Source organism: Martelella radicis, from assembly GCF_014196625.1.
GTDB classification, from domain to species: Bacteria; Pseudomonadota; Alphaproteobacteria; order Rhizobiales; family Rhizobiaceae; genus Martelella; species Martelella radicis.
The window spans coordinates 1-20629 of record NZ_JACIDZ010000029.1; the positions used below are offsets into that span (position 1 = coordinate 1).

Below are 20629 nucleotides of genomic sequence, written 5' to 3' on the forward strand. Positions count from 1 at the left end.
GAACTTGACCACAACCGCAGATCCGAAACATACCTAGCAGGCGGGTCAATTCTAGGTGGAAACGCCGGGTCAGTTCTCAGTGGCAATCAACAGCCTGGGTAATCGCTGAGAGGCAAGGTGCCGACGCTACGATGGCGCTCCTTCGGATGGCAACGCGCGACAAGACCGAAGAAAAGGCTCGCTACGGATGTACTGGGGAGCCGATGCCGGCCATTGGCCTCGGCAATATTAAATCTGACAATGGCACCGGCCTGAGAAACGCAGAAGTTGTTGAGGCCATCGTAGGTTTGGGCGCACAAAGCACGATTGCACGCACCTATGCGTCTACGGATAAGCCTTTTGTTGAACGAATGTTCGGCACGCTGGAAGAAACTGTGCTCAGGACCCTTCACGGTTATACGGGCCGAAAGGCCGGAGAGCTGCCCGGATATGATGCGACAGCGAATGGTGTGCTCGACGTTGAGCAGCTTTACGGCATTCTGACGCGGTATTTCATCGATGAATATCCGTCCACCTGTCACTATGGCATCGGCATGTGGGGCCAAAGACCGATCGAAGTCTTTAAGAAGCTCAATCGTGAACGTGGTTGCTTTCCGCCAATTGATCCCAACCTCCGGCGTATCCGCCTGTGTTGGGAAGACAAGGTTACCCCAACGGATGAGGGCGTCAGGGTCTTCACCGGTATCTGGTTCAACTCAGCAGAATTGCAGCGCCTCAGGGAAGAACACAGGATCCAAGGAAAAGTTTCGGTGTTCATCGACCCTGACAATTTGGCACATGCGACGGTTGTCCTGCCCAAGGTCGAGACCGTCGTCGAAGTTCAACTGCAAATGACGTATTTCAAGAGCATGACACTGGCGCAGTTCCTAGCCTATGTAGCTCGGGTGCGTAAAGAGAGCCCGGCGGCTACTGAAATTCACGAACAACGCATTATGCAGGTGCGCAGGGAGCGCCATGATCTCATGCAGGCGATCGGCGTCGAAAAGGGGCTCCCTCGAAGTTATATGACAGCAGAAGAAGCCAAGAAAAAAGCAAACGTGGTTCTCGCCGGTACGAAGCTTATTCCGAGCGCAGCCCATGGCGCGTTTGATATCGGCGCATCGCCTGACGCCATCACGGACCTCAGCACTGACAGCTCACCTCAAACGTACAAGGTCGCGGGAGCTGATCTGGTCATGGATGCAACCATAGCGCCCGAGGATACGGCGAGAAAACAAAGAGCTTCCGCTCATGGTCATGTCAAGGAGCCGACAAAAGCGAAGGCTCCTGAATTGAAACCCGAAGCATCGCAGAGGAAGAAACCGAACAAGCAGAATAGCGGGCATCTGGGCCGTCCGCTGCAGATCAAGGACCTGGAGTGAAATCATGAACACGTTCATTGATATGGAGACGGCGAAATTTGCCGCACAGCTCAAGGCAGGTCATTACCCGTTTCCGCGAGCGCAGGAATTGCGGAAGCAATTCAACAAATGTGTCGAAGACTATTATGCGAAGGCATTGACCGGAAAACCATTTGAAGCGCGTGGGCTTCTCGTAACCGGAAAGTCCCGGATCGGAAAGTCTCATGAGATTGACCACATGATCAGGATGTTCAACGAAAGCGGCACTCTGATGCCAGATGGCCGGCCCGCGCGCTTTGTACAGCTTCGTTTGTGGGGGCGGAACTCATTGAAGGATCTGGGCAGTTCGACATTGGAAGCTCTCGACTACCCCGCCTCCGGAAAGTCTAAGCCGCATCAAATCTGGGAAATGGTCCTCAAGCAGGCACGGCGAAACAGTGTCATCGGCATCCACTACGATGAAGCACAACATGCTTTCACCGATACCGGCGCCGCCATGAACCGGGCCATGCTCGACAGCTTCAAGGCTTTGCTCAAGGAGCCGCGCTGGCCAATGATCTTGATTCTGTCCGGTGTCGACGGTCTGGCTCAGCACGTAGAAAGAGCCGGACCAGAGGAACGCCGCCAATTGCGGCATCTCCTGCGGCCAGTCCGCTTTCAACCAATCGATTTCGCCGCAGACTGGGAAGAGGTACAGAGCGTTGCTTTCTCATATGGGAAAAAAGCAGAGATCGATTTTGAGCCTCTCTCAAATAACGATTTCTTCGAACGCCTGTGCCACGCCTGCGCCAACCGTTGGGGACTCGTTATCGAGTTGATCATCGAGGCCTTGATCCTATGTAAATTGGCCGGCGAAAAGTATATTTCACTGGACTATTTCGTCGATGCATATGCCGAAACGCACGGCATGTCTCGCGAGTTCTCGCCGTTTACCGCTCCGGACTATCGGGAGCAGTTTGACCCAGACAAATTGCTGGAACTTCTCAACGAGGATAGCTGTTCCATACGTTTCTACGCCGAATGAAAGAAGGTCCGCTCCGAGCGGGCCTTTTTTCATGCCGCGCGATGACCATGTTTTCGGAGGTGTGCACGCTTATGCTTCCTATGTGCACCGATATGCCACGCCCCTAGGATAACCTAATTAAGTAATTGAATATAAATAATAAATTACAGACTTTGGTGTCCAAAGTGATTCGGTGTGCACACTTATGCCTTATCGGCATCTTCAAAGCATTGAAATTAAACACAGTTTTATCTGTTTCCCTGCGAATCCACACCGCAGTGCCACACATGACTGTATCACAAACGGCATCAGGCTGCTTCAGATGAGGTTGAAGCCGATGCCGTTGATCGCCCATGTTTTCCGCCGAGGCGCCGTTTACACTTGGCACCGTCGTGTTCCCGTAAGCGCTGGAAATGCAACCAAAGCTAGTTATATTCAGGTAAGCCTGCACACACACGACCCCGCCAAGGCTTGCGTGATCGGTGCAGCCCTGCATACGACAAGCGAGAGAGTGTTCGAATTGATGGCAGCTTCACGATTAACCGCCGAGCAGGCCAGGACATGGCTCGAGCATGTCGTCAAAGCAGAGCTTGATGCGATCGACAATCGCCGCCTTGCGGAACATGACGATATCTCGGGAGGCGGCTACAAGGATAACCGCCTTCTTGATGAATTGGCCGGGCATTGTTTTCGCCTTCTGGCGAGTCAGGGGAAAGAGCGCAGCATTTGATCCGTCAAGAGACAAGGCGCTGGCGGAGCGTGGCTTTTCCGAGGAGGAGATCGAACGCGGCGGTTATCTGCTGGATATCTACAAGCGGGATTTCTGGTCTGATGCGCGACATGGCAAGACCGTGCGCGAAGCCGGTCGTGTGCTTGGCCAGGATGAGATCTCGTCTCTTGTTTACATGGAACTCAGACGGATACAGATGGAGGGCAAGTCAGTTGCCCTTTCCGCCTCGCTGAACCCGGATGATGATCGGTTGGGCGATGCATTGATAGGCGTCATCATGATGGCCGACATAGGCGAGCAGAATGCTGTCGCCGGATTTGTGATTAATGATCCAGAGATCCAGGCTTGCTCTCACCGATCAGAAATTCGGATCCTTGGAAACCTCGATCCGGTGCATTGAAAGGCCTGGCCGCTGCGGATCTGTCTGAAGATCGAAGGCTGTCAGCTTGGCCTGTTTCTGTTCGTCATTGGCAAGCTTTGCGAGGGCTGCGGTGAAGCTGTCGGCAAGGATGGTCGGCATCAGGGTTCCCGCAGGACAACATAGCGGGCGAGCTTCATACCCTTGCGGATTTCGGTCTTGTATGAGGTGGGCATTTCGGCTCGTTTCAAAATGTTTTCCAAAGAGAGGCCGACGAGCTCCACTGCATAACGAATGCCGAACAAGTGGACGGCCGTAGCCTGCTCGCGCCGCGCCTCCGACCTTTCATAGTCAGAACGAAGTATCTTTGCTGCCTGTGTTTCGTTCATTTCTTCACTCCCTCTTCTGTTAACCTTCGCAATTGCGAACATACTGGATGGGAAGGAATCAAAACCAGTTGTTTGACTGCGGCAGTCTTGTTCCAAGCATGGACAGGCCACTATGGATGTCGAGCATGCTTGTGTCTGCTGTCCCGATGAGAACGTCCTCGATCAATCCGGTATTGGCATAGATCGATCCGGATTCGACCGGTGCATCGTCAAGCTCGCTGCCCTCGGGCGGCTTTGCAATGACATTGACCTGATGGAGCAACGAGAGCGCCTTGTGGATCGGTCCGCCCGGCGGCAGCATGACGTCTCGTGTCACCAGAGTGGCGGCGAGCGAAGGTTGCGCAAACAGTGCCGACATGAACATCGCTGTCGCATTCCAGCTGCCGATATAAGGCGGTCGATTAGGGGACAGAATCGGCGAAAGCCAGCGCTCTTGAGCGCGTGCGATTCCACGGATCGTGTCAGGAAGCGTCTTCGGCAGAATGACCCGATCGAAAAGGATTCGACCGCCGTGCAAGGATTGGTTGATCGGATCGGGACCTCGTTCATAATGGCATTTTTCCGCACGCTTCAGAGCGGTATGGCTTCCCGTGTCGAGATAGTCGACCGCGTCCGCAATAAAGGGTTTCGTCAATTGGGCCAGTCTTCCCCAGCACAGCCCCATGGCGAAGCAGACATGCCATGGATTGGCACCCGGGTTATCGTTCAAGGCATCCTGCATTTCCTCAAAGGCAAGTCGATTGAGCGCTTTTCCATCCGTTGAAAGGAGTTCCTGAACTTTCGTGCGAGGCGGGCCGCCACCTATTCCGCCGCCCAACTCACAAAGCCGGATGAACTGCCTTTGAGTTTCGTTGACGGGTTGCGGAAGTTTGAACTTGCTCATCTCTGCTACACCCCAAAAACCTTCAGCACTTCATCGCCGAAATGGTTGATCACCTTTACCGCGATCCGGCCCGTGCTCGGCCTCGGGAAGGGGCGGGACGTGTCGGAATAGAGCGTTTCCCAGGCTTCCTGGTCGATCTCGGTCTTCAGTGCCGTTTTCAGCGATTTGTAGGGGTCGTTGGCGCCGAGGAAATAGGCGTGGCGGACGAAGAAGCTTTCCTCGTCATAATCAGTGTCGACGAACCAGGCGGCGATGCCCTTGACGTCGTCGGAGCGGATTTCACCGGTGGACGGATCGAAGACATCGACGCCGTGGACCTTGACCCTGATCTCGCCATCGGCCGCATCGATGATCTCGACATCCGGCTCGCCGAAGACGACGAAGAGATTGCCCTTGCCGGTGTTCTTCAGGTCTTCCGCCATATGAAGGTCCGGGTTCATCCGGGCCTTCAGGATGGCGAGCGGTCCGAGCCGAGTGAGGTCGGTCGCCTGGGCGTCGAAATTGAAGGCGCAGGCCACCAGCACGTCGAAACGGGCGTCCGATGCCTCGCGGGCGGCGGCGGTGATCTGGCTGCGCGTCAGCGTGCCGAATTCCGGGCCGATCAGGATCGCCGCGCGCTTTTCCATCTGCCCGCCGTCGGAATAGCGGGCTTCGGCGGCGATATAATTGCCGGGCCACGGCTCGATCGAGGAAAAGTGGATCGTGTCGCGCTTTTCAAGCTGATGGACGCCGGCTGAGCGCAGGTTTTCCAGCACCATGGCGCCGAAATCCGCCTCCACGGCGCTTGCGGGCGTCGCGGCCTGGGCGGTCAGCGCGCCGGCGGCGGCAAGCTCGTCCGCCAGCGTGTCGTCGCGGGCGGTGATGACGCGGTGCGGCGACAGGCTTTCCACGGTGAAGGGGCCGGCAACGCGCACCTTGCTCCGGTCCTCGTAAGGCCGGTCATAGAGCAGTTCGACATCGGCGGCGCGGGCAATCGAGGCGTCGATTTCCTGCTGCCGGGCAATCCGCCCCTCCCACCAGTCGGCATGCAGCTTTCGCGCGGCATCGTCCGCCACATGCCCCTTGCCATCCTTGCCTTCCAGCCAGTCATCGAGATCGCGGGGGATTTCCCATTCCTCGAAACGGGTGGAAAGCGCCGCATTCAGCTTCTCGCGCAAGGGCTCCAGCACCGCCTGCCATTTCTCCCAGATCACGTCGATCTCGGCATTGTTGGCGATGGATTTCAGCGTGATATGCGGCGCGCGCTCATAGACGAAGCCCTGGCGGATATCGCCGGTCACGGGCGTATCGGGCTGGATCCTGCCGGTCACCTCCTGTTCCTTCGCCCTTCCGTCGCGGCTGTCGGCGAGGAGGTAATAGGGATAGCGCGCGCTCATCAGCCGCGTACGGGCCAGCGCCAGCGCCACGCGCGGTGTGTCGATCGTGATCCAGCGGCGACCCCATTGCTCGGCGACGGCGGCGGTGGTGCCGGAGCCGCAGGTCGGGTCTAGGACGAGGTGTCCGAGGAAATCAATCGCCGACAAAGCGATTTTCTTGGTGCCAGTGGAGCGATACTTTTGCTGGCTTGAAAGCTTTAATTGAAGGAATTCTTAATTTCACGCCATGCAATCGCTTGTATTCATTTCCATTATTAAATATTTCAGTGATTTTCCTGCTTACGTGGAATCGAAGATCATCTGTTATTGTTGCGAACCCAGCATCTAGAACACTGTGGATATCTTTTCTCAGGAATATTCCGTTTGAAATGGTATGAGTTCCACCCTCAGCGTAAGGTATTATGTGAGCCGCCTCCAGAGCTGGAAGGACCTTTGTGTCGGAGAGGGCACACTGAAATTTATAAGCATTTGCTACTTTAATTCGAAAGGCTCCTTGCCCGAGGCGCGGCTCCACCACTGAAGGGGGGCCATATCTTGACTGTTCATCCTCTGCAAATCCATTGCCTTCGAAGGCCCGCTCTGCTCTCTTGAAAAGAATACTGTCGCTGGTTCGCAGCTCCAGCTCGTTGACGAGCTTTCGACCCTCGGTTGTTTCACTATTATATACCTTTCCCGTCACAATATTAGATGACCAGTCGGAAGGTACCGGAAACCATTCTTCAGGTTCAAAAAAGACGGGAGAAAATAAAACTCGACAACCGATTAACGATTGTGGTGAGATTTTCTGACCGCCTCTATACCTTCGGATCGCGGTGATCATTTGAGCCATCGAAGGGCTTCCGTTTCTCTCCCCGAGTGAATCCCAAGCGAGTTGTATTGGCACATTGATGCTACTGGCGAGAACTCCATAACCTCCTATCACATTTCGAGGAGACTTTAGCCGAAACACAAAGAGCTGCCCTTCATCGATTGCTTTGAAGGTTTGAGGGCTCGGCTTCCAGAAGTTCACGTCCTCAAGTGGCGATCGTGATTTCAGAAAATCGAACCAGTCGTTGTCGGTATTCGCTACATACAAATCAGGCATAGCGGACCTGCCAGTTGGAATTGAACTTGATCCCGTAGGGCGGGTCGAAATAGATGCATTGCACCTTGCCACGCATCTCCTCGCGCTCGGCAAGGCTCGCCATCACCTGCAAACTGTCGCCGAGAATGAAGCGGTTCTGCCAGTGCTTGGTGTGCTGGTAGAATTCGGCGCGCGCCTCCGGATCGGCAATGCCGTTGAAATCGGCGAACAGGTCCGGCGCATCGGTTTCGGCCTCGCGCGCGGCCTTGCTGCGCCGCTTCAGGTCGTCGATGATCGCCTTCGGATGCACCTTTTCCTGCACATAGACCGGCGGCGCGTTGACCACGAGATCGGACCAGTCCTGCCGGTCCTTGCCGCGCCAGACAAGCTGGGCATCGCCGATCTCGATCTCGCCGGTCTCGGCAAGCGCTTTCATCTGGGCGGGCGTGATCCTGATCTTCACCCCGTTCCAGATGATCTGTGGATCGCGGTCACCGTCACGCTCCCGCGTCTCGCCCGCAGAGAGCGGCCGGTCGCGGGGAATGTGCATGGCGCGCGCCGTCTCGCCCAGCATCTCCTCCTGCTGCTCGTAAAGCGAGGCCATTTCGGCGGTCGGATTGTTCAGCCGCTTCGCCTCGTCATGGGTCAGCGTGGAGATGTTCTTTTCGCGCGGTTTTCTGGCCATTATCGGTCTTTCCGGGGCAGTGATTTCCTGTCGGCGGGCGGCAGCGCCCGGCCAAGTTGATCCATTGCGTTCATCGGGAGGAAAGGGCTTGCCTCTTCCAGCGTCTTTACCATTTCCCGCAGAAGCTCCAGCCGTTCGCGCCAGTTGGCGATCTCGATCGTGTCCGCTTCGGCATGCGTCTTGCGCGTCTCCGCGCGCAGCTTGTCGGTCTCGGCCATCTTGCGCTGGATTTCGGCAATGATGCTTTCGTTCTTCACCTGCTTTTCGGCGAGTTGGGCCTTGACCGCATCAAGCACGGAGACGGTCAGCTGTTCCACTTCGTCCTTGACGGTCATGCTGTCGCGCTTGTTGATCTCGAAGTCGAGCATGGTCTGGCTATAGCGCGCCAGCGCATCATACATCGCCTCGATGCGGTGGCGCGCCAATCCCTTGTCGCCGGCGGCGCCGGACAGCATCTGCCGTCGGGTATCGACAAAGACGTCGATGATCAGTTGCAGCACGGCTGTGGCGCGCGGAGATGTCAGTACCGTCGCGGCCATGGCGACGCCATGTTCGGTAAACGCAATCGGCGGTATGCGGCGGCCGCCATGGCGCGGGCCTGCGGTCACATCCTGTGACTTCAAGGTCCGGAACTCATCCTCGCTCAGCCGGAAGGCGAAGGTTTCCGGAAACCGTTCCAGATTCCGTTTGACCTGCTGGTTGAGCTTCTTGGTTTCCGTGCCGTAGAGGGTCGCCAGATCGGAATCGAGGATCACGGACTTGCCCCGGATGGTCTGGATCATCCCGGCAATCGAACCCGTGGTCAGGCCCCGTTCGCTTTCCAAATCCGTGTCCCGGCTCATTTCACCTTCCCTCTTGCGGTCACGTCATGTGACCTCAAGAATCTGCTTTTGGCAATCGTGGCCGCCGTGCCGTGAAGCCATCGAGCAATCTGCCCCATTCCTCTTCCATCGCAAAGGCGTTGCGGAATTCGACGAAACCCCAGCGCCCGTAGGATTCGAGGTTGTTCACCCCCGGCACCCAGAGGTTCTTCATCGTCTCGGCCTTGATCTGTTCGTCGATGCCGCGAAAACCCTTCACCTCGACGATCAGCCGAAGCGGGTCCTCGCGGCCATGGCCGTCATCGATCTCGACGATGAAATCGGGGATATAACGGCGCGGCGTGGCGCCGACGCGATAGGGCACCTCGAAGCCGAGCGCCTGGTTCTTGACGTAGGTAAGCGTTGACGGGTGGGCTTCCACCACGCGGGCGAACTCCGCCTCCCAGTCGCTGTCGCAGACGACAAAGTTCACATGCGACAGCGTGGTGCGCCAGAGATTCTGCTTGGTGGTGATGAAGGAGACGAAATCCGTGTAGCCATGGGGGTTGTAGGGATCGAGCATCGCCTTGGTCAGGCCCGTGCCTGCGGCATCGGCGGAACGGACGATTGCCTGATAGATGAGCTCGCAGGCCTTTTCGGCGAGTTCGGCATAGGTCAGCATGCCGGCCTTGGTGCCGCCTTCAAGCTTGAGGCAGGTGCTTACCCAGCGCCGCGTGATCGGCTGGATCTGGTTATAGAGAAAATAGGGCGCGTCCTGGCCGTCCTCGCGGAAATAGAGTTCGGTCAGCCGCTTGGTCAGGTGGATGGCGACCGTGTTCGGTCGCATATCGTCAAGGCTGTCAGGTGAAATGTCGTGCCCTTCGCCGACAAGGCCTTCCAGCCGCACCGTGCACGGGCCGACCAGTTCGGGCGTCAATCTCAGCACTGAATCCTCGGTGAAGCTTGCCGAGAATGTGTCGGATGGCAATTCGGTCCGGTATCCGGCAACGCGCGGGAAACGGATCGACAGGTGTTCGCGTTCCTTCAGCGCAAAGACCCGCGTCGTCGGCTTCGGAGGCTGGCGCACGACGTCCTGCGGTTCGGTCGCGAAATCGAAGGGAATGCCGAGAATATCTGCATATTCGGTGTTGAACAGGCCCTTGTCGTTAAGCTCGTAGGACTGGCGGCGCAGGCCGCGGCCGATCACCTGTTCGCAGAGCAATTGGGTGCCGAAGGCGCGCACGCCGAGGATATGGGTCACCGTGTTGGCGTCCCAGCCTTCCGTCAGCATCGAGACGGACACCACGCAGCGGATCTGCTCGCCAAGCCGGCCCTTCTGGCCGACCGTGTTCATCACCTCGCGCAAAAGCTCGGCCTCGTCGATCTTCTCGGCTGCCGCCGCGCCATCGCGCTCGGCCTTTTCCCGGCGGAATTTCTCGATCTCGACCTTGGCGACCTCGCGGAAGGTGGGGTCCAACGCGTCGCCGGATTCCAGTTGCTGGCTGTCGATCAGCAGCGTGTTCATGCGTGACAGCGGATTGCCGTACTGGTCGAAATTGCCGAAGAGCTTCAGGTGGCCGTGGTGCTTCATCACCGGCGCGTCTTCCTCCTCGCGCTGCCAGCCGGAAATCCATTCATGCACCAGTTTTGAGCTTGCCGTGTTGTTGCAGACGACGATGAAGACCGGCGGGACGCCGATGCCGGCCTTCTCCCAGGCTTCGTATTCCTTCTCGTAATGGGAGTAGAGGGAATAGAGCGCGGTCTGCAACTCCGCCGGCATGCTGAGCGGATCAAGCGTGCCGGATTTTGCAGCACCCTTCTTCGGCATCTTCTTGCCGATGTGGGACCAAAGATCGCGGTAGACCGGCATGGCCGCGTTGACGGCATTGTCCGATACGGGAACGCGCGGAAGCATTCACAATGCCGCATTCGATCGCATCGACCAGCGAGAAATCCGAGACCACCCAGGGAAACAGCGTGCCTTCCTCATAGCCTGATCCACGCAGGAAGAATGGCGTTGCCGAGAGGTCGTAGACCGTTCGCACCCCGACCTTGCGTTTCAGCGCCTCGATGCCGGAAATCCAGAGGCGCGCGGCTTCGTTGTTTTCCTTGGCCTCGTCCTTGTCCTCGCCCTTGAGCTGTTTCTCCTCGTCGCTTTCGGGGCGCTCTCGGTAGCAGTGATGCGCTTCGTCATTGATGACGACGATGTTCTTCAACTGGAGAAGGTCGCCACAGGCGCGCTGCAGCATCTGGCCTTCGGTTTCCTGTTCCTCTATCGTTTCCTTGCGCCAGCCCTGCATCAACCGCAAACCAACGGCATTGAGCTCATGCGCCTTTCGCCGCTGGAACACATGGTAGTTGACGATCTCGATCTTTGCCTTGTTGAGATCCGGCATCATCTCCTGCGGCACGAGCTCGCGCGTGCGGTAATAATTGTCGCTGTCCGATGGTTTCAGCACACGCAGCCGGTCCTTGATGGTGATGCCGGGCGCGACGATCAGGAAGCCGCGGGAAAACAGGCTGGAATTGGGCTGACGCACGGCATTGACGGCCTGCCAGGCAATCAGCATCGCCATGACGGTGGTCTTGCCGGCGCCAGTCGCGAGCTTCAGAGCGATGCGGAAGATCTCGGGATTGGCTTCCTGGTTGGCTTCTTCAAGATGACGAAAGATATGTGCATATTGCCGGCGTTTTCGCGCCACCTCGGCCAGCCATATCGCGGTCTCCACGGCTTCCAGTTGGCAGAAGAAGGGGCGGGGGCCGGAAAAGGTGTATGTACGCCAATGCGACAGCAGTCGCTGGGTGACGGGCGTCACACCCCAGTCATTCGGATTGGATAGGCTACGCCAGCTTGCGACATGGCCCCGGATCTCGTTGATCAGCCTGGAGAGGTTATAGCGTGCTTCGCCCGCGTCGCTCTGGTCGAGATCGAGACTTGCCTGGTCTTTGGGAGACGCCTTCGTTCTACGGCTCTTGGGAACCGGCGCAATGTATTCGGACCGTCGGCGCCCTTCGAGTGGCGGCAGGTCGAGCGGTTCGCCACTGGCCGATAACGCGTGATGACGGCTCGGGCATTCATAGGGGGAGTTCAGGATAGGTTCGGCGTAAAATGGCTTGGTCATGTCTTCCCCCCTGAGTCGACCGCAATTATTGCTGACAACTTAAGCGCATGACAACCCTAAGCGGATGACAGCTATAAAGAATTTCGCTTGAGGAAAAGGCGCAGCATGCCTGCGGAGAGTGACTAACTGTCCAGAAAAGGCTTCTTGCCTGGCAGCCATCGGGGGCGTAACTGTCTCCGACGCGCATGGCGGGCTTGCCGTTGACGATGAAATTGCCGCTGCCGAAGGTGGCCGGCGTCGGCGGATAGTAGCAACCATGGCCGGAGCCGATATCGCCTTTTCTGTGGGCTGGAGGCATGAGCTTCTCCTCGATCCAAATTGCGTATTCCTCGAAAACGCTCTTTAAGGTTGCGCCTGAATTACGATCAAAACGGGGAACTTCCTTTCGTGACAAAGCCTGCAAAACTCACCACTGGCAGGCGCGGCGCAGCGGCGGCAGCATGTCAGCGAGATTGCCCATTTCGAACAGCAGAGCGCGGTTTTCATTGCCGATGCCGAGTGACATCTGGATGCGCGGGGTAGTGCGCCACCGTGTAATATCGGCGATGCTGGTGAGGCCGCGGGCGTTCATCAGCACCGTGCCATCGGCGACGGCCTGCCAGGTTTCGGTTTCCGGCCGACCGCTCGCCGTTCTGATCTCGATTGCGTGGGGACCGAGCGAAATGGGTTGCGGCAGGATCAGGCGCGCGGTGGTGATATTGGCCTCGCATGACAGCATCAGGATGGCGCGGTCGGCGGGGCTGGTTGCGTCGGCGGGCGGCGTTTCGAGCTTGGTCAGGTAGACGTTTGCCGTGCCGGGCTGCAGCAGATCGCCGGGGTTTTGCGCCGCGTCGATGGCCGCGTTTTTTTCCGGCAGCGCGCCGTTTTCGGCGGGCGGTGGCGGGGCCGCTGGGGCTGCGGCAGCTTCCGCCATCAGTTCCGGCAGGGTCAGCAGATCGTTGGAGCCGACCCGTGAATAGCGGAATTGCCAGCCCTCATCGCCTGCCCTGCGCGCCTGCTCCATGGCATGCGCCAGCGCGGCGATGGGCGATTTTTCCTGCGAAGACGGTACAGGCGCGGTGGTTGGCGACGTGCCGCCGGACAGCACCGATATCGGCGTGCCCAGCAACTTGTCGAAACAATCGAGCCGGTTGAGCCGGTCGACGGTTTGCAGGCAGGCATCGAGCCCCGCCTTTGGCACCGCCACGGTGTCGGCCGCGGCCGCCGGGTGAGCGGTCAGCAGAACGCCGCTTATCAGGGAGAGCAGAACCGGCGTTTTCATCTTGAACCTCGTGTGTGTGGCGGTCATCGCTCAGACCTCCTCCCTCTGCGTTTCGGTTATGCTTTCGTCACCGGCGCAAATGCCGTAGCGCGCCAGCTTTCGTGACAGCGTCCGGCGCGGAACTTCGAGAGCCAGCGCCATTTCGGCCTGATTGCCGTGGAAGCGGCGAAAGCAACGCGCGAGAATATCGGCCTCGGCCTTGCCGACCATTTCCCTAAGCCCGCCTTGATCGGCATCTGCGTCATCGGGGGCGTTCGCTGCCGCAGGGGTCGCGCCGGCAAGCATCGAAGCATGCGCCTCGCGCAACTGCGCCAGAGATATCTCGGCCTCATCGCGAGCCAGCAGCACGCAGCGCAGCAGAAAATTCTGCAATTCACGCACGTTGCCGGGGAAGGTGTGGGTCTGCAGTTCGGCCATCGCCTCGGCGGTGAACGCCTTCACCGGCTCGTCCTCGCGGGCCGCGATCTCGGCGAGGAAATACTGGGCGAGATAGGCGATATCGCCCTCGCGGTCGCGCAATGGCGGGAGCTTGATCGCAAGCTGGGCGATGCGGTGGTAAAGATCGGCGCGGAAGGTACCTTGGCCGACGGCGGTCTTGAGATCGCAATGGGTGGCGGTGATCAGCCGGAAGTCGACATCGTGCTCGGCGTCGGCGCCGAAGCGCTCGACGCGGGAACGGAGATGGCCAATGCGCGCGAACTCATCGCTTCCGCCAAGACACGGACCCGGCTTCTCGATGAAACGCGGGCGCTTTATCGCAGCCAGTATCTCGACCTCGGAACCCGTAACCTGACCGATCTCCTGGATGCGGAAGAGGATTATTACGATGCGCTGATTGCCGGCAGCGACAGTGAGCGCGATCTCGATATTGCCCTGCTGCAGTGTCATCTGGTCAACGGGACCTTGCGGTCCGCGCTCGGTCTTTCAGAATTCACCCTTTACGGATACCCGGTCGACGGTTTCGGCATCGATGTCGGCGAGAAGCCGTCCGAGCCCCGGAAACGGCATCGCGCTGACGAGAGACAACAGATCTCATTTGGCAGGGAGGGCTTTGTTCTCCCCGCTTTCCTGAAGCCCGCGCTCGAGTGTGGAGCAAGGCGAGCATTCGATCGGCATGACCTTCAGCCTTGATCGCCGGATGGCGCTTCGCTGAAGTTGAAACTCTCCGTCTTCAGGAAATCGAGAAAGGCGCGCACCCTTCGCGGCATTCGCCTGCCATCGAGATAGACGGCGTTGATGGCAAGCGGGGCGGGCTGGTGCTCTTTCAGCAATTGCGTCAGGCGGCCGGCGGCAAGGTCTTCTCCCACAACATAATCCGGGCAAAGGGCAATGCCTTCGGCCTCCAGGCAGATATCGCGGGCGGCCCTTGCCGAATTGACGAGATAGTGACCGCGCACCGGCACGCGGACCGGCTCGCCGTTTTCCGCAAGCGGCCAACCCCCGCCGGGCGTGCGCAGATTGGTGTCGCGGATGCATTCATGGCGGATGAGGTCTTGCGGCGTTTTCGGCGTGCCGTGGCGTTCAAGATAGGCAGGCGCGGCTGCCACCACCATCGCCGTCCGGCCGAGCCTGCGGGCTATCAGCGCTGAACTGGCCAGATTACCGATACGGATCGCCAGGTCGATGCCCTCGGCGGCAAGGTCGACATAGCTGTCGGACAGGCGAAGATCGATGACGAGATCGTCGTGACGTGCCTGAAAGCGGCGCAGGACCTGTTGCACCCTGATCTCGCCGAAGGTCAGCGGCGCTGAGACCCTGAGCGTTCCGGAAAGTCCGGAGCCGCTTTCCTTCAGGTCGCTGCGGATTTCATCCAGTTCGTCCAGCCAGTGCGGCAGACGGGCATAGAGCTTCTCGCCGGCGACGGTCATGCCGAGGCGGCGGGTGGTGCGCTGGAGCAGGCGAACGCCGAGCCGGTCTTCCAGCTGGCCGAGATATTTGGACGCCAGCTTGCCCGACATGCCGAGCCGTTCTCCCGCCCCGGCGAAGGAGCCGCTATCCACAGTGGCAACAAAGACGCGGCAACCGTCGATCAGATCCATCATTAATTCCGAACAAAATAAGGAATATCTATCTTCATATTCGCCCTTTCAAAGATGATTTGCAAGGCGCATCTTCAGTGCATCGAACAACACGGGAACCACCCGAAGAAAGCGCCTTTCAGGAGGCGTCATGGAGATGAAAATGAAGATTGCAATTATCGGTACCGGCAATATCGGGTCGGGCCTCGCCCGGACTTTCGCAACCACCGCGCATGACGTGATCGTCAGCGACCGGGAGGGCGGCGCGGCCGCTGCAGCCCGGCTTGTCGAAGACGGTCTCGATGTTCGTCCTGCTGCCATTCCCGCGGCTGTCAGCGAGGCCGAAATCGTCATTCTGGCCCTGCCTTACGGCGCGATTGCGGGCCTTGCCGATCAGGCCGACTTCAACCGCAAGATCGTCATCGACGTCACCAACCCGATCAGCGCCGATTTCTCCGGCCTCGTCGTCTCGGGCACAAGCTCGGCCGCAGAGGAAATTGCCGCCGCTCTTTCCGGCGCGCGCGTGGTCAAGGCCTTCAACACCGTCTTTGCCGATCTCTATGCCCAGGGGCTGAGCTTCAACGGCGTTCCGGTCCAGACCTTCGTCGCTTCGGATGATGAGGCGGCCAGGGAGACCGTGATTGCCGTTGCCGGCGATGCAGGCTTTGATGCCCGCAATGCCGGCGGTCTTGCCAATGCCCGCTATCTGGAGCCGCTCGGCTTCATGAACATCCAGTTCGGCTATATGCTCGGCCAGGGCACGCAGATTGCGCCCTTCTGGCTCGCTCGCTGATCGAACGGAATGCAAAAAAGCCCGGCTCCCGCATCGTTGCGGGAGACGGCCGAAGGGAGAATGACAATGCTCGTGAACGGAAAATGGAGCGCCGACTGGCAGCCGGTGCAGAAGAAGGACGAGAAGGGCCGCTTCGTGCGCCAGGTCTCTTCCTTCCGCAACTGGATCACGCCCGATGGCGCGCCGGGGCCGACAGGCGAAGGCGGATTTGAAGCCGAAGCCGGGCGCTATCGGCTCTATGTCGCCTATATCTGCCCCTGGGCATCACGCACGCTGATCGCGCGCAAGCTCAAGGGGCTTGCCGATCTCATTCCGGTGACCGTCGTCAATCCTGTCATGTCGGATCAGGGCTGGCGGTTCGGCGACTATCCTGGCGCAGACGAGGATCCGCTGTTCGGCTCGCGTCATATCCACGAACTCTATACCCGCGCCGACCCGCACTTCACAGGCCGCGCGACCGTTCCTGTGCTCTGGGACATGAAGCGCAACGTGATGGTGAACAATGAGAGCGCCGATATCGTGCGCATGTTCAACACCGCCTTTGAGCAGCTTGTGCCCTCAGACCATGATTTCTATCCGGAAGACCTGCGCGAGAGGATCGACGCGCTGAACCCGCGCATCTACGACCGGCTGAACAACGGCGTCTACAAGGCGGGCTTCGCCTCGACCCAGGAGGCCTATGATGAAGCCGTGGCTGGCGTGTTTTCCATGCTCGACGAGCTGGAAGAGGAACTCGCCGGGCCGTTCCTGTTCGGCGAACGCTTCACCGAGACGGATATTCGCCTGTTCGTCACGCTCATCCGGTTTGACGCGGCCTATCACGGCCTGTTCAAGACCAATCTTCGCCAGATCGCCGAATACCCGCGCCTTTCCGCCTATATGGAGCGCGTGCTGCGCCTTGGAGGGGTCCGCGAGACGGTAAATATCGACCACATCACCCGTGGGTACTATTCGATCAAGGCGCTGAACCCCACAGGCATTCGTCCCGTCGGTCCGGCGCATGTCGAAACCCTGCTGGGGGCGGTCGAATAGCGTGGTTGGCACAGGGAAGATTTGGTCTCTGGTAGGACCAAATCTTTCCTGCTTTTTTATTTGAGTGTCAGTCTGGCACCAGTTTTGGCCTGAGAGCGCCGTATTCAAAGGCCTTCAACATGTTGCCGTCCGAAAATCCCGTCTTGACAGAAAGACGGCTTTCTTGTCTGGTCTGTCCAAAATGGAGGTGTGCCGCATTTTGAGCCGTCCCGGGACGGGCCGCTCGCGCGGCGTGTCGGCAAGGCGGAGGACAAAGCGGATGGTAAGGTTTGCGGCCGTGGGCAACGACCACGGGCATATTTTCGGACAGATAAAAGGGTTGATTGCGGCAGGCGCCGAATTTGTCGGTTATTGCGACCGGACCACGGTGCCGGCACTGATCGAGACGATGCGGGAAACCTATCCCGATACCCCGGTCATGGACCGGGACGCGATCTTCGCCGATCCGCAGATCGACGTCATCTGCATTGCCGCAGTTCCGGCTGACCGGGCCGATCTCGCGATCCGCGCCATGGAGGCCGGCAAGGATGTGATGGTCGACAAGCCGGGCGTGACGACGCCGGAGCAGCTTGAAGCCGTGAAGGACGCTGTGGCCAGAACAGGCCGGATCTTTTCCATCTGCTTTTCCGAGCGCCATTGCGTGCGATCCGCCGTCAAGGCCGGCAAGCTGGTCAAGGACGGTGCCATCGGCACGGTCGTGCAGACGATCGGCATGGGCCCGCACCGCAAGCAGTTCGACACGCGCCCGGACTGGTTCTTCAAGCCGGAGCGCTTCGGCGGCATCATCGTCGACATCGCGTCTCACCAGATCGACCAGTTCCTGTTCTTCACCGGCTCGCAAAAGGGCGAGGTCGTCGCCTCCAGCATCGGCAATTTCGGCACGGCGGAATTCCCCGCGTTCCAGGATTTCGGCGAGGTGCTGCTGCGCAGCGACCGCGCTTCCGGCTATGTCCGCGTCGATTGGTTCACGCCGGACGGTCTGCCGACCTGGGGCGACGGAAGGCTGACCATTCTCGGGACTGACGGCTATATCGAATTGCGCAAATACATCGACATCGCCGGCCGGGAGGGCAAGGACCACCTCTTCCTCGCCAACAAGGCAGGCGTCGAATATTTCGACTGCTCGGAAGAACCGATTGAGTATTTCGACCAGTTTGTCGCCGATGTGCGGGATCGAACCGAGACCGCGATGACGCATGATCATGTGTTCGAGGTCTGCCGCCTGTCGCTCGAGGCGCAGGCGAAGGCTGACGATATTTCCCCGCGCTGAGCGGGTTCAGGAGAAAATGGAATGACAAGGAAATTTCGCGTCGCCGTGATCGGCGCAGGCATTGCAGAGCGTCATCTGACCGGCTTCAAATGGAATGAGGACCTGTTCGAGGTGCCGGTGCTGTGCTCGCTGGACGAGGAGCGCGGGCGCAAGCTCTGCGACGAATACGGCATTCCGGAATATGTCCAGGATGCGGAGACGCTGTTTTCGCGCGACGATATCGACATCATCGACATCTGCACCCCGCCGCACAGCCATTTCGACCTTTCCCGGCGGGCGCTCGAGGCCGGCAAGCATGTCATCTGCGAAAAGCCGCTGTTCGGCTCGGTCGCCGATGTCGATGCCATGGCGGAGATCGCAAGTGCCACCGGCAGGACGATCATGCCGATCTTCCAGTATCGTTACGGCATGGGCCTGCAGAAGCTGAAGCGCCTGACCGAACTCGGGATTACCGGTCGCGCCTTCCTGACGACGATCGAGACCCATTGGTGGCGCTCGCCGGACTATTTCGCGGTCGACTGGCGCGGCAAGTGGAAGACCGAGCTTGGCGGCGGCCTTCTGGGCCACGCGATCCACGCCCATGACATGCTCAACTATATCCACGGGCCGTGCGACGAGGTGTTCGCCTATGGTGCGACGCTCAACAATCCGATCGAGACCGAGGACACGATGGCGCTTGCCGTCAGGATGAAGAACGGTTCGCTCGCGGCCCTGTCGATGACATTGAACTCGCATGATGAAATTTCCCGCCTGCGCTTCTGCTTCGAGAATGTGACGGTTGAGAGCATCCTCGAACCCTATACCATGGGCCGTGACCCTTGGCGTTTTGTGGCCAAGGACGAGGCGCATCAAAGGGTGGTGGATGCCGCGCTTGCCGAAATGCCGAAGACCGAGGATGGCTATACCCGCCAGTTCGAACTGTTTCACCAGGCGCTTTTGGAAGGCGGCGAGCCGCCGGTGACGCTTCAGGATGCGCGCAATTCGCTCGAGCTTGTGACCGCCGCCTATCATTCCGACCGGACCGGCATGCCGACGCCGATGCCGGTCACCGCGGATCATCCGCTCTACAGGTCGTGGCTGCCTGAACTGGGATAACACGGCCGTGGCGGAGAACCGAAAGGACGAAGACGAACGGGCAGGCGGCCGCAAGGTGCGCCTGCTGGCGGCCAAGCGGCTCTATCAGGTCGTCGCGCGACGGATCGCGCGGATGATCGAGGAAAACCAGGGCCGGCCGGACTGGCGTCTGCCATCCGAACGCGAGCTTGCCGAACAGCTCGAGGTCTCCCGCACCGTGGTGCGCGAGGCCGTCATCGCGCTTGAGATGCGGGGCATTGTCGAGGTGCGCGGCCGCGCCGGCATCGTCGTCCTGCCGGCCCATGTCAATGCGCTTTCCTTTGATGCGCTCAACACTGATGTCGGGCCGGGACCGTTCGAATTGCTGGAGGCCCGTCTGGCGCTGGAATCGAGCGCCACCGCGCTCGCCGCCGAACGGGCCACGCGCTACGACATCATGGAACTCGAGGAGTGCATCGAGCGCATGCAGCTCGAGACCGACGAGGTTTTCCTCAATGAGAAGGGCGACCGCGAGTTCCATCTCACGATCGCCAACATGACCGGCAATGCGATCATCCTGTCGATGATCCAGGCGCTCTGGGACCAGCGGGACACCTCGCGCATGTGGCAACGCGTGCATCGTCATATCCATGCGCCGAAGGTCCGCGCCTTGTGGATCGGCGATCACTACGCCATCGTGGCCGCCCTTAAGATGCGCAACGCCGAGGCCGCGCGCCACGCCATGGAACGGCATATCAACAATGTCACGGATGAACTGCTACGGGCCGATGAGCTTGGGCGTTTCTCATCCGGCGAAGCGGATGAATGAGGAGTTTTGAAGATCCATGTTGAAGGGTTTCGAGCATGTCGGCATGACCGTCAGCAGCATCGACAAGAGCCTGAATTTCTACGTCGATCTGCTCGGCCTCAAGCTGGTCGTCCGCCGCTCCGGCGACGAGCGCTCCGATGGCGTGCCGATCGATCGGGGCCGGGCAGGTCACCAGATCTGCTTTCTCGATGCGGGCAATGGCATGCTTGAAATCATCGGGCCGGCGACCGGCGCGCTGATGGCCGAAGACGTCGCCGCGGGGCGGGCAGGACTCCGTCACCTGACCTTCTGCTTTGACGATGTCGCGGCGCTTTACGGGAAGCTTGAGGCCGCCGGCGTGGAAATGGTCGAGGCCCCGCGCCAGGCCTATAACCGCGACATCATGAGCAAGGTCGCCTTTTGCCGCGATCCCGACGGCATCCTGATCGAACTGGTCGAGCGCTGAGGCTTTCGTTCGTTCTGGAGGGTGAAAAAGGTCGGTTCATCATTCAGCCGGCCTCTGTTTGTTGAAAAATATGCTCCACCCTCATCCGTCATGCCGGCCTTGAGCCGGCATCCTGTGTATAGCGGCTTGTGGTATGATGTGTGCGGGCGGAAGGTCGTCCGGCATCCTGGTCGTTAGAG

The 20629-nt window shown here is 59.3% G+C and carries 20 protein-coding genes and 1 pseudogene; 10 read left to right on the forward strand and 11 right to left on the reverse strand.

What is annotated here, in order from left to right:
- Positions 1-146 precede the first annotated feature (146 nt).
- From GGR30_RS22725 to GGR30_RS22740, 4 genes are all read left to right on the forward strand, one after another.
- A complete protein-coding gene (locus GGR30_RS22725) occupies positions 147-1361 on the forward strand; it encodes a hypothetical protein (RefSeq protein WP_183491494.1) in 1215 nt (404 codons plus the stop codon).
- Between the two features lie 4 nt (positions 1362-1365).
- Positions 1366-2364 (forward strand): ATP-binding protein, encoded by a 999-nt coding sequence (locus GGR30_RS22730; RefSeq protein ID WP_183491496.1) that lies wholly within the window; start codon positions 1366-1368, stop codon positions 2362-2364.
- A 301-nt stretch (positions 2365-2665) separates the two neighbouring features.
- Entirely contained in the window at positions 2666-3073 is a 408-nt protein-coding gene (locus GGR30_RS22735) for a DUF6538 domain-containing protein (RefSeq protein WP_183491498.1), read from the forward strand.
- The gene (locus GGR30_RS22740) at positions 3009-3473 is read left to right on the forward strand and encodes a hypothetical protein (protein ID WP_183491500.1); all 465 of its coding nucleotides are present in this window, start codon (positions 3009-3011) and stop codon (positions 3471-3473) included. The genes GGR30_RS22735 and GGR30_RS22740 overlap by 65 nt, the downstream gene beginning before the upstream one ends.
- Here GGR30_RS22740 and GGR30_RS22745 read toward each other — a convergent pair.
- From GGR30_RS22745 to GGR30_RS22795, 11 genes and pseudogenes are all read right to left on the reverse strand, one after another.
- Positions 3432-3593 carry a hypothetical protein gene (locus tag GGR30_RS22745; RefSeq protein ID WP_183491502.1) on the reverse strand — a complete coding sequence of 54 codons (162 nt, stop codon included), beginning with the start codon at positions 3591-3593 and terminating at the stop codon, positions 3432-3434. The two genes, GGR30_RS22740 and GGR30_RS22745, sit on opposite strands and share 42 nt — an antisense overlap.
- Complete coding sequence (locus GGR30_RS22750; protein WP_183491504.1) at positions 3593-3820, reverse strand: HTH-like domain-containing protein; 228 nt, start codon at positions 3818-3820, stop codon at positions 3593-3595. Before GGR30_RS22750 ends, GGR30_RS22745 begins: the two co-directional genes overlap by 1 nt.
- 58 nt (positions 3821-3878) lie before the next feature.
- Positions 3879-4703: a hypothetical protein gene (locus GGR30_RS22755; RefSeq protein WP_183491506.1), complete on the reverse strand. Its 825-nt coding sequence runs from the start codon at positions 4701-4703 to the stop codon at positions 3879-3881.
- A 5-nt stretch (positions 4704-4708) separates the two neighbouring features.
- Complete coding sequence (locus tag GGR30_RS23485; protein ID WP_246414129.1) at positions 4709-6226, reverse strand: site-specific DNA-methyltransferase; 1518 nt, start codon at positions 6224-6226, stop codon at positions 4709-4711.
- Positions 6213-7163, reverse strand: coding sequence for an HNH endonuclease (locus GGR30_RS22765; RefSeq protein ID WP_183491508.1), 951 nt, complete (start codon positions 7161-7163; stop codon positions 6213-6215). The genes GGR30_RS23485 and GGR30_RS22765 overlap by 14 nt, the downstream gene beginning before the upstream one ends.
- Positions 7156-7827 carry a DNA methylase gene (locus GGR30_RS22770; RefSeq protein ID WP_183491510.1) on the reverse strand — a complete coding sequence of 224 codons (672 nt, stop codon included), beginning with the start codon at positions 7825-7827 and terminating at the stop codon, positions 7156-7158. The genes GGR30_RS22765 and GGR30_RS22770 overlap by 8 nt, the downstream gene beginning before the upstream one ends.
- A complete protein-coding gene (locus GGR30_RS22775; protein ID WP_210288153.1) occupies positions 7827-8669 on the reverse strand; it encodes an ORF6N domain-containing protein in 843 nt (280 codons plus the stop codon). Before GGR30_RS22775 ends, GGR30_RS22770 begins: the two co-directional genes overlap by 1 nt.
- Before the next feature lie 34 nt (positions 8670-8703).
- Positions 8704-11749, reverse strand: a pseudogene (locus tag GGR30_RS23780) (BPTD_3080 family restriction endonuclease).
- 406 nt (positions 11750-12155) lie between these two features.
- Positions 12156-13037, reverse strand: a complete 882-nt coding sequence (locus GGR30_RS22785; RefSeq protein WP_183491511.1) for a type VI secretion system-associated protein TagO — start codon at positions 13035-13037, stop codon at positions 12156-12158.
- A gap of 3 nt (positions 13038-13040) precedes the next feature.
- Entirely contained in the window at positions 13041-13898 is an 858-nt protein-coding gene (locus GGR30_RS22790; RefSeq protein ID WP_183491513.1) for an AAA-type ATPase lid domain-containing protein, read from the reverse strand.
- Between the two features lie 233 nt (positions 13899-14131).
- A complete protein-coding gene (locus tag GGR30_RS22795; RefSeq protein ID WP_183491515.1) occupies positions 14132-15049 on the reverse strand; it encodes a LysR family transcriptional regulator in 918 nt (305 codons plus the stop codon).
- A gap of 70 nt (positions 15050-15119) precedes the next feature.
- Here GGR30_RS22795 and GGR30_RS22800 point away from each other — a divergent pair, with 70 nt between their 5' ends.
- From GGR30_RS22800 to GGR30_RS22825, 6 genes are all read left to right on the forward strand, one after another.
- Entirely contained in the window at positions 15120-15821 is a 702-nt protein-coding gene (locus tag GGR30_RS22800; RefSeq protein ID WP_343066538.1) for an NADPH-dependent F420 reductase, read from the forward strand.
- A 66-nt stretch (positions 15822-15887) separates the two neighbouring features.
- Positions 15888-16853 carry a glutathione S-transferase family protein gene (locus GGR30_RS22805; protein ID WP_183491519.1) on the forward strand — a complete coding sequence of 322 codons (966 nt, stop codon included), beginning with the start codon at positions 15888-15890 and terminating at the stop codon, positions 16851-16853.
- A 259-nt stretch (positions 16854-17112) separates the two neighbouring features.
- Positions 17113-18123 carry a Gfo/Idh/MocA family protein gene (locus GGR30_RS22810; RefSeq protein WP_183491521.1) on the forward strand — a complete coding sequence of 337 codons (1011 nt, stop codon included), beginning with the start codon at positions 17113-17115 and terminating at the stop codon, positions 18121-18123.
- Between the two features lie 21 nt (positions 18124-18144).
- Positions 18145-19218 (forward strand): Gfo/Idh/MocA family protein, encoded by a 1074-nt coding sequence (locus tag GGR30_RS22815; RefSeq protein WP_183491523.1) that lies wholly within the window; start codon positions 18145-18147, stop codon positions 19216-19218.
- 7 nt (positions 19219-19225) lie between these two features.
- A complete protein-coding gene (locus tag GGR30_RS22820) occupies positions 19226-20005 on the forward strand; it encodes a FadR/GntR family transcriptional regulator (RefSeq protein ID WP_343066537.1) in 780 nt (259 codons plus the stop codon).
- A 16-nt stretch (positions 20006-20021) separates the two neighbouring features.
- Positions 20022-20450: a VOC family protein gene (locus GGR30_RS22825; RefSeq protein WP_183491524.1), complete on the forward strand. Its 429-nt coding sequence runs from the start codon at positions 20022-20024 to the stop codon at positions 20448-20450.
- Positions 20451-20629: the final 179 nt, after the last annotated feature.

Excerpts from the sequence above, each read along its gene's own strand:
- GGR30_RS22725 (WP_183491494.1), top strand. The coding sequence starts at position 147 with ATGGCAACGCGCGACAAGACCGAAGAAAAGGCTCGCTACGGATGTACT.
- GGR30_RS22730 (WP_183491496.1), top strand. The coding sequence starts at position 1,366 with ATGAACACGTTCATTGATATGGAGACGGCGAAATTTGCCGCACAGCTC.
- GGR30_RS22735 (WP_183491498.1), top strand. The coding sequence starts at position 2,666 with ATGAGGTTGAAGCCGATGCCGTTGATCGCCCATGTTTTCCGCCGAGGC.
- GGR30_RS22745 (WP_183491502.1), bottom strand. The coding sequence starts at position 3,593 with ATGCCGACCATCCTTGCCGACAGCTTCACCGCAGCCCTCGCAAAGCTT.
- GGR30_RS22750 (WP_183491504.1), bottom strand. The coding sequence starts at position 3,820 with ATGAACGAAACACAGGCAGCAAAGATACTTCGTTCTGACTATGAAAGG.
- GGR30_RS22755 (WP_183491506.1), bottom strand. The coding sequence starts at position 4,703 with ATGAGCAAGTTCAAACTTCCGCAACCCGTCAACGAAACTCAAAGGCAG.
- GGR30_RS22765 (WP_183491508.1), bottom strand. The coding sequence starts at position 7,163 with ATGCCTGATTTGTATGTAGCGAATACCGACAACGACTGGTTCGATTTT.
- GGR30_RS22770 (WP_183491510.1), bottom strand. The coding sequence starts at position 7,827 with ATGGCCAGAAAACCGCGCGAAAAGAACATCTCCACGCTGACCCATGAC.
- GGR30_RS22775 (WP_210288153.1), bottom strand. The coding sequence starts at position 8,669 with ATGAGCCGGGACACGGATTTGGAAAGCGAACGGGGCCTGACCACGGGT.
- GGR30_RS22785 (WP_183491511.1), bottom strand. The coding sequence starts at position 13,037 with ATGACCGCCACACACACGAGGTTCAAGATGAAAACGCCGGTTCTGCTC.
- GGR30_RS22790 (WP_183491513.1), bottom strand. The coding sequence starts at position 13,898 with ATGACACTGCAGCAGGGCAATATCGAGATCGCGCTCACTGTCGCTGCC.
- GGR30_RS22795 (WP_183491515.1), bottom strand. The coding sequence starts at position 15,049 with ATGGATCTGATCGACGGTTGCCGCGTCTTTGTTGCCACTGTGGATAGC.
- GGR30_RS22805 (WP_183491519.1), top strand. The coding sequence starts at position 15,888 with ATGCTCGTGAACGGAAAATGGAGCGCCGACTGGCAGCCGGTGCAGAAG.
- GGR30_RS22810 (WP_183491521.1), top strand. The coding sequence starts at position 17,113 with ATGGTAAGGTTTGCGGCCGTGGGCAACGACCACGGGCATATTTTCGGA.
- GGR30_RS22815 (WP_183491523.1), top strand. The coding sequence starts at position 18,145 with ATGACAAGGAAATTTCGCGTCGCCGTGATCGGCGCAGGCATTGCAGAG.
- GGR30_RS22825 (WP_183491524.1), top strand. The coding sequence starts at position 20,022 with ATGTTGAAGGGTTTCGAGCATGTCGGCATGACCGTCAGCAGCATCGAC.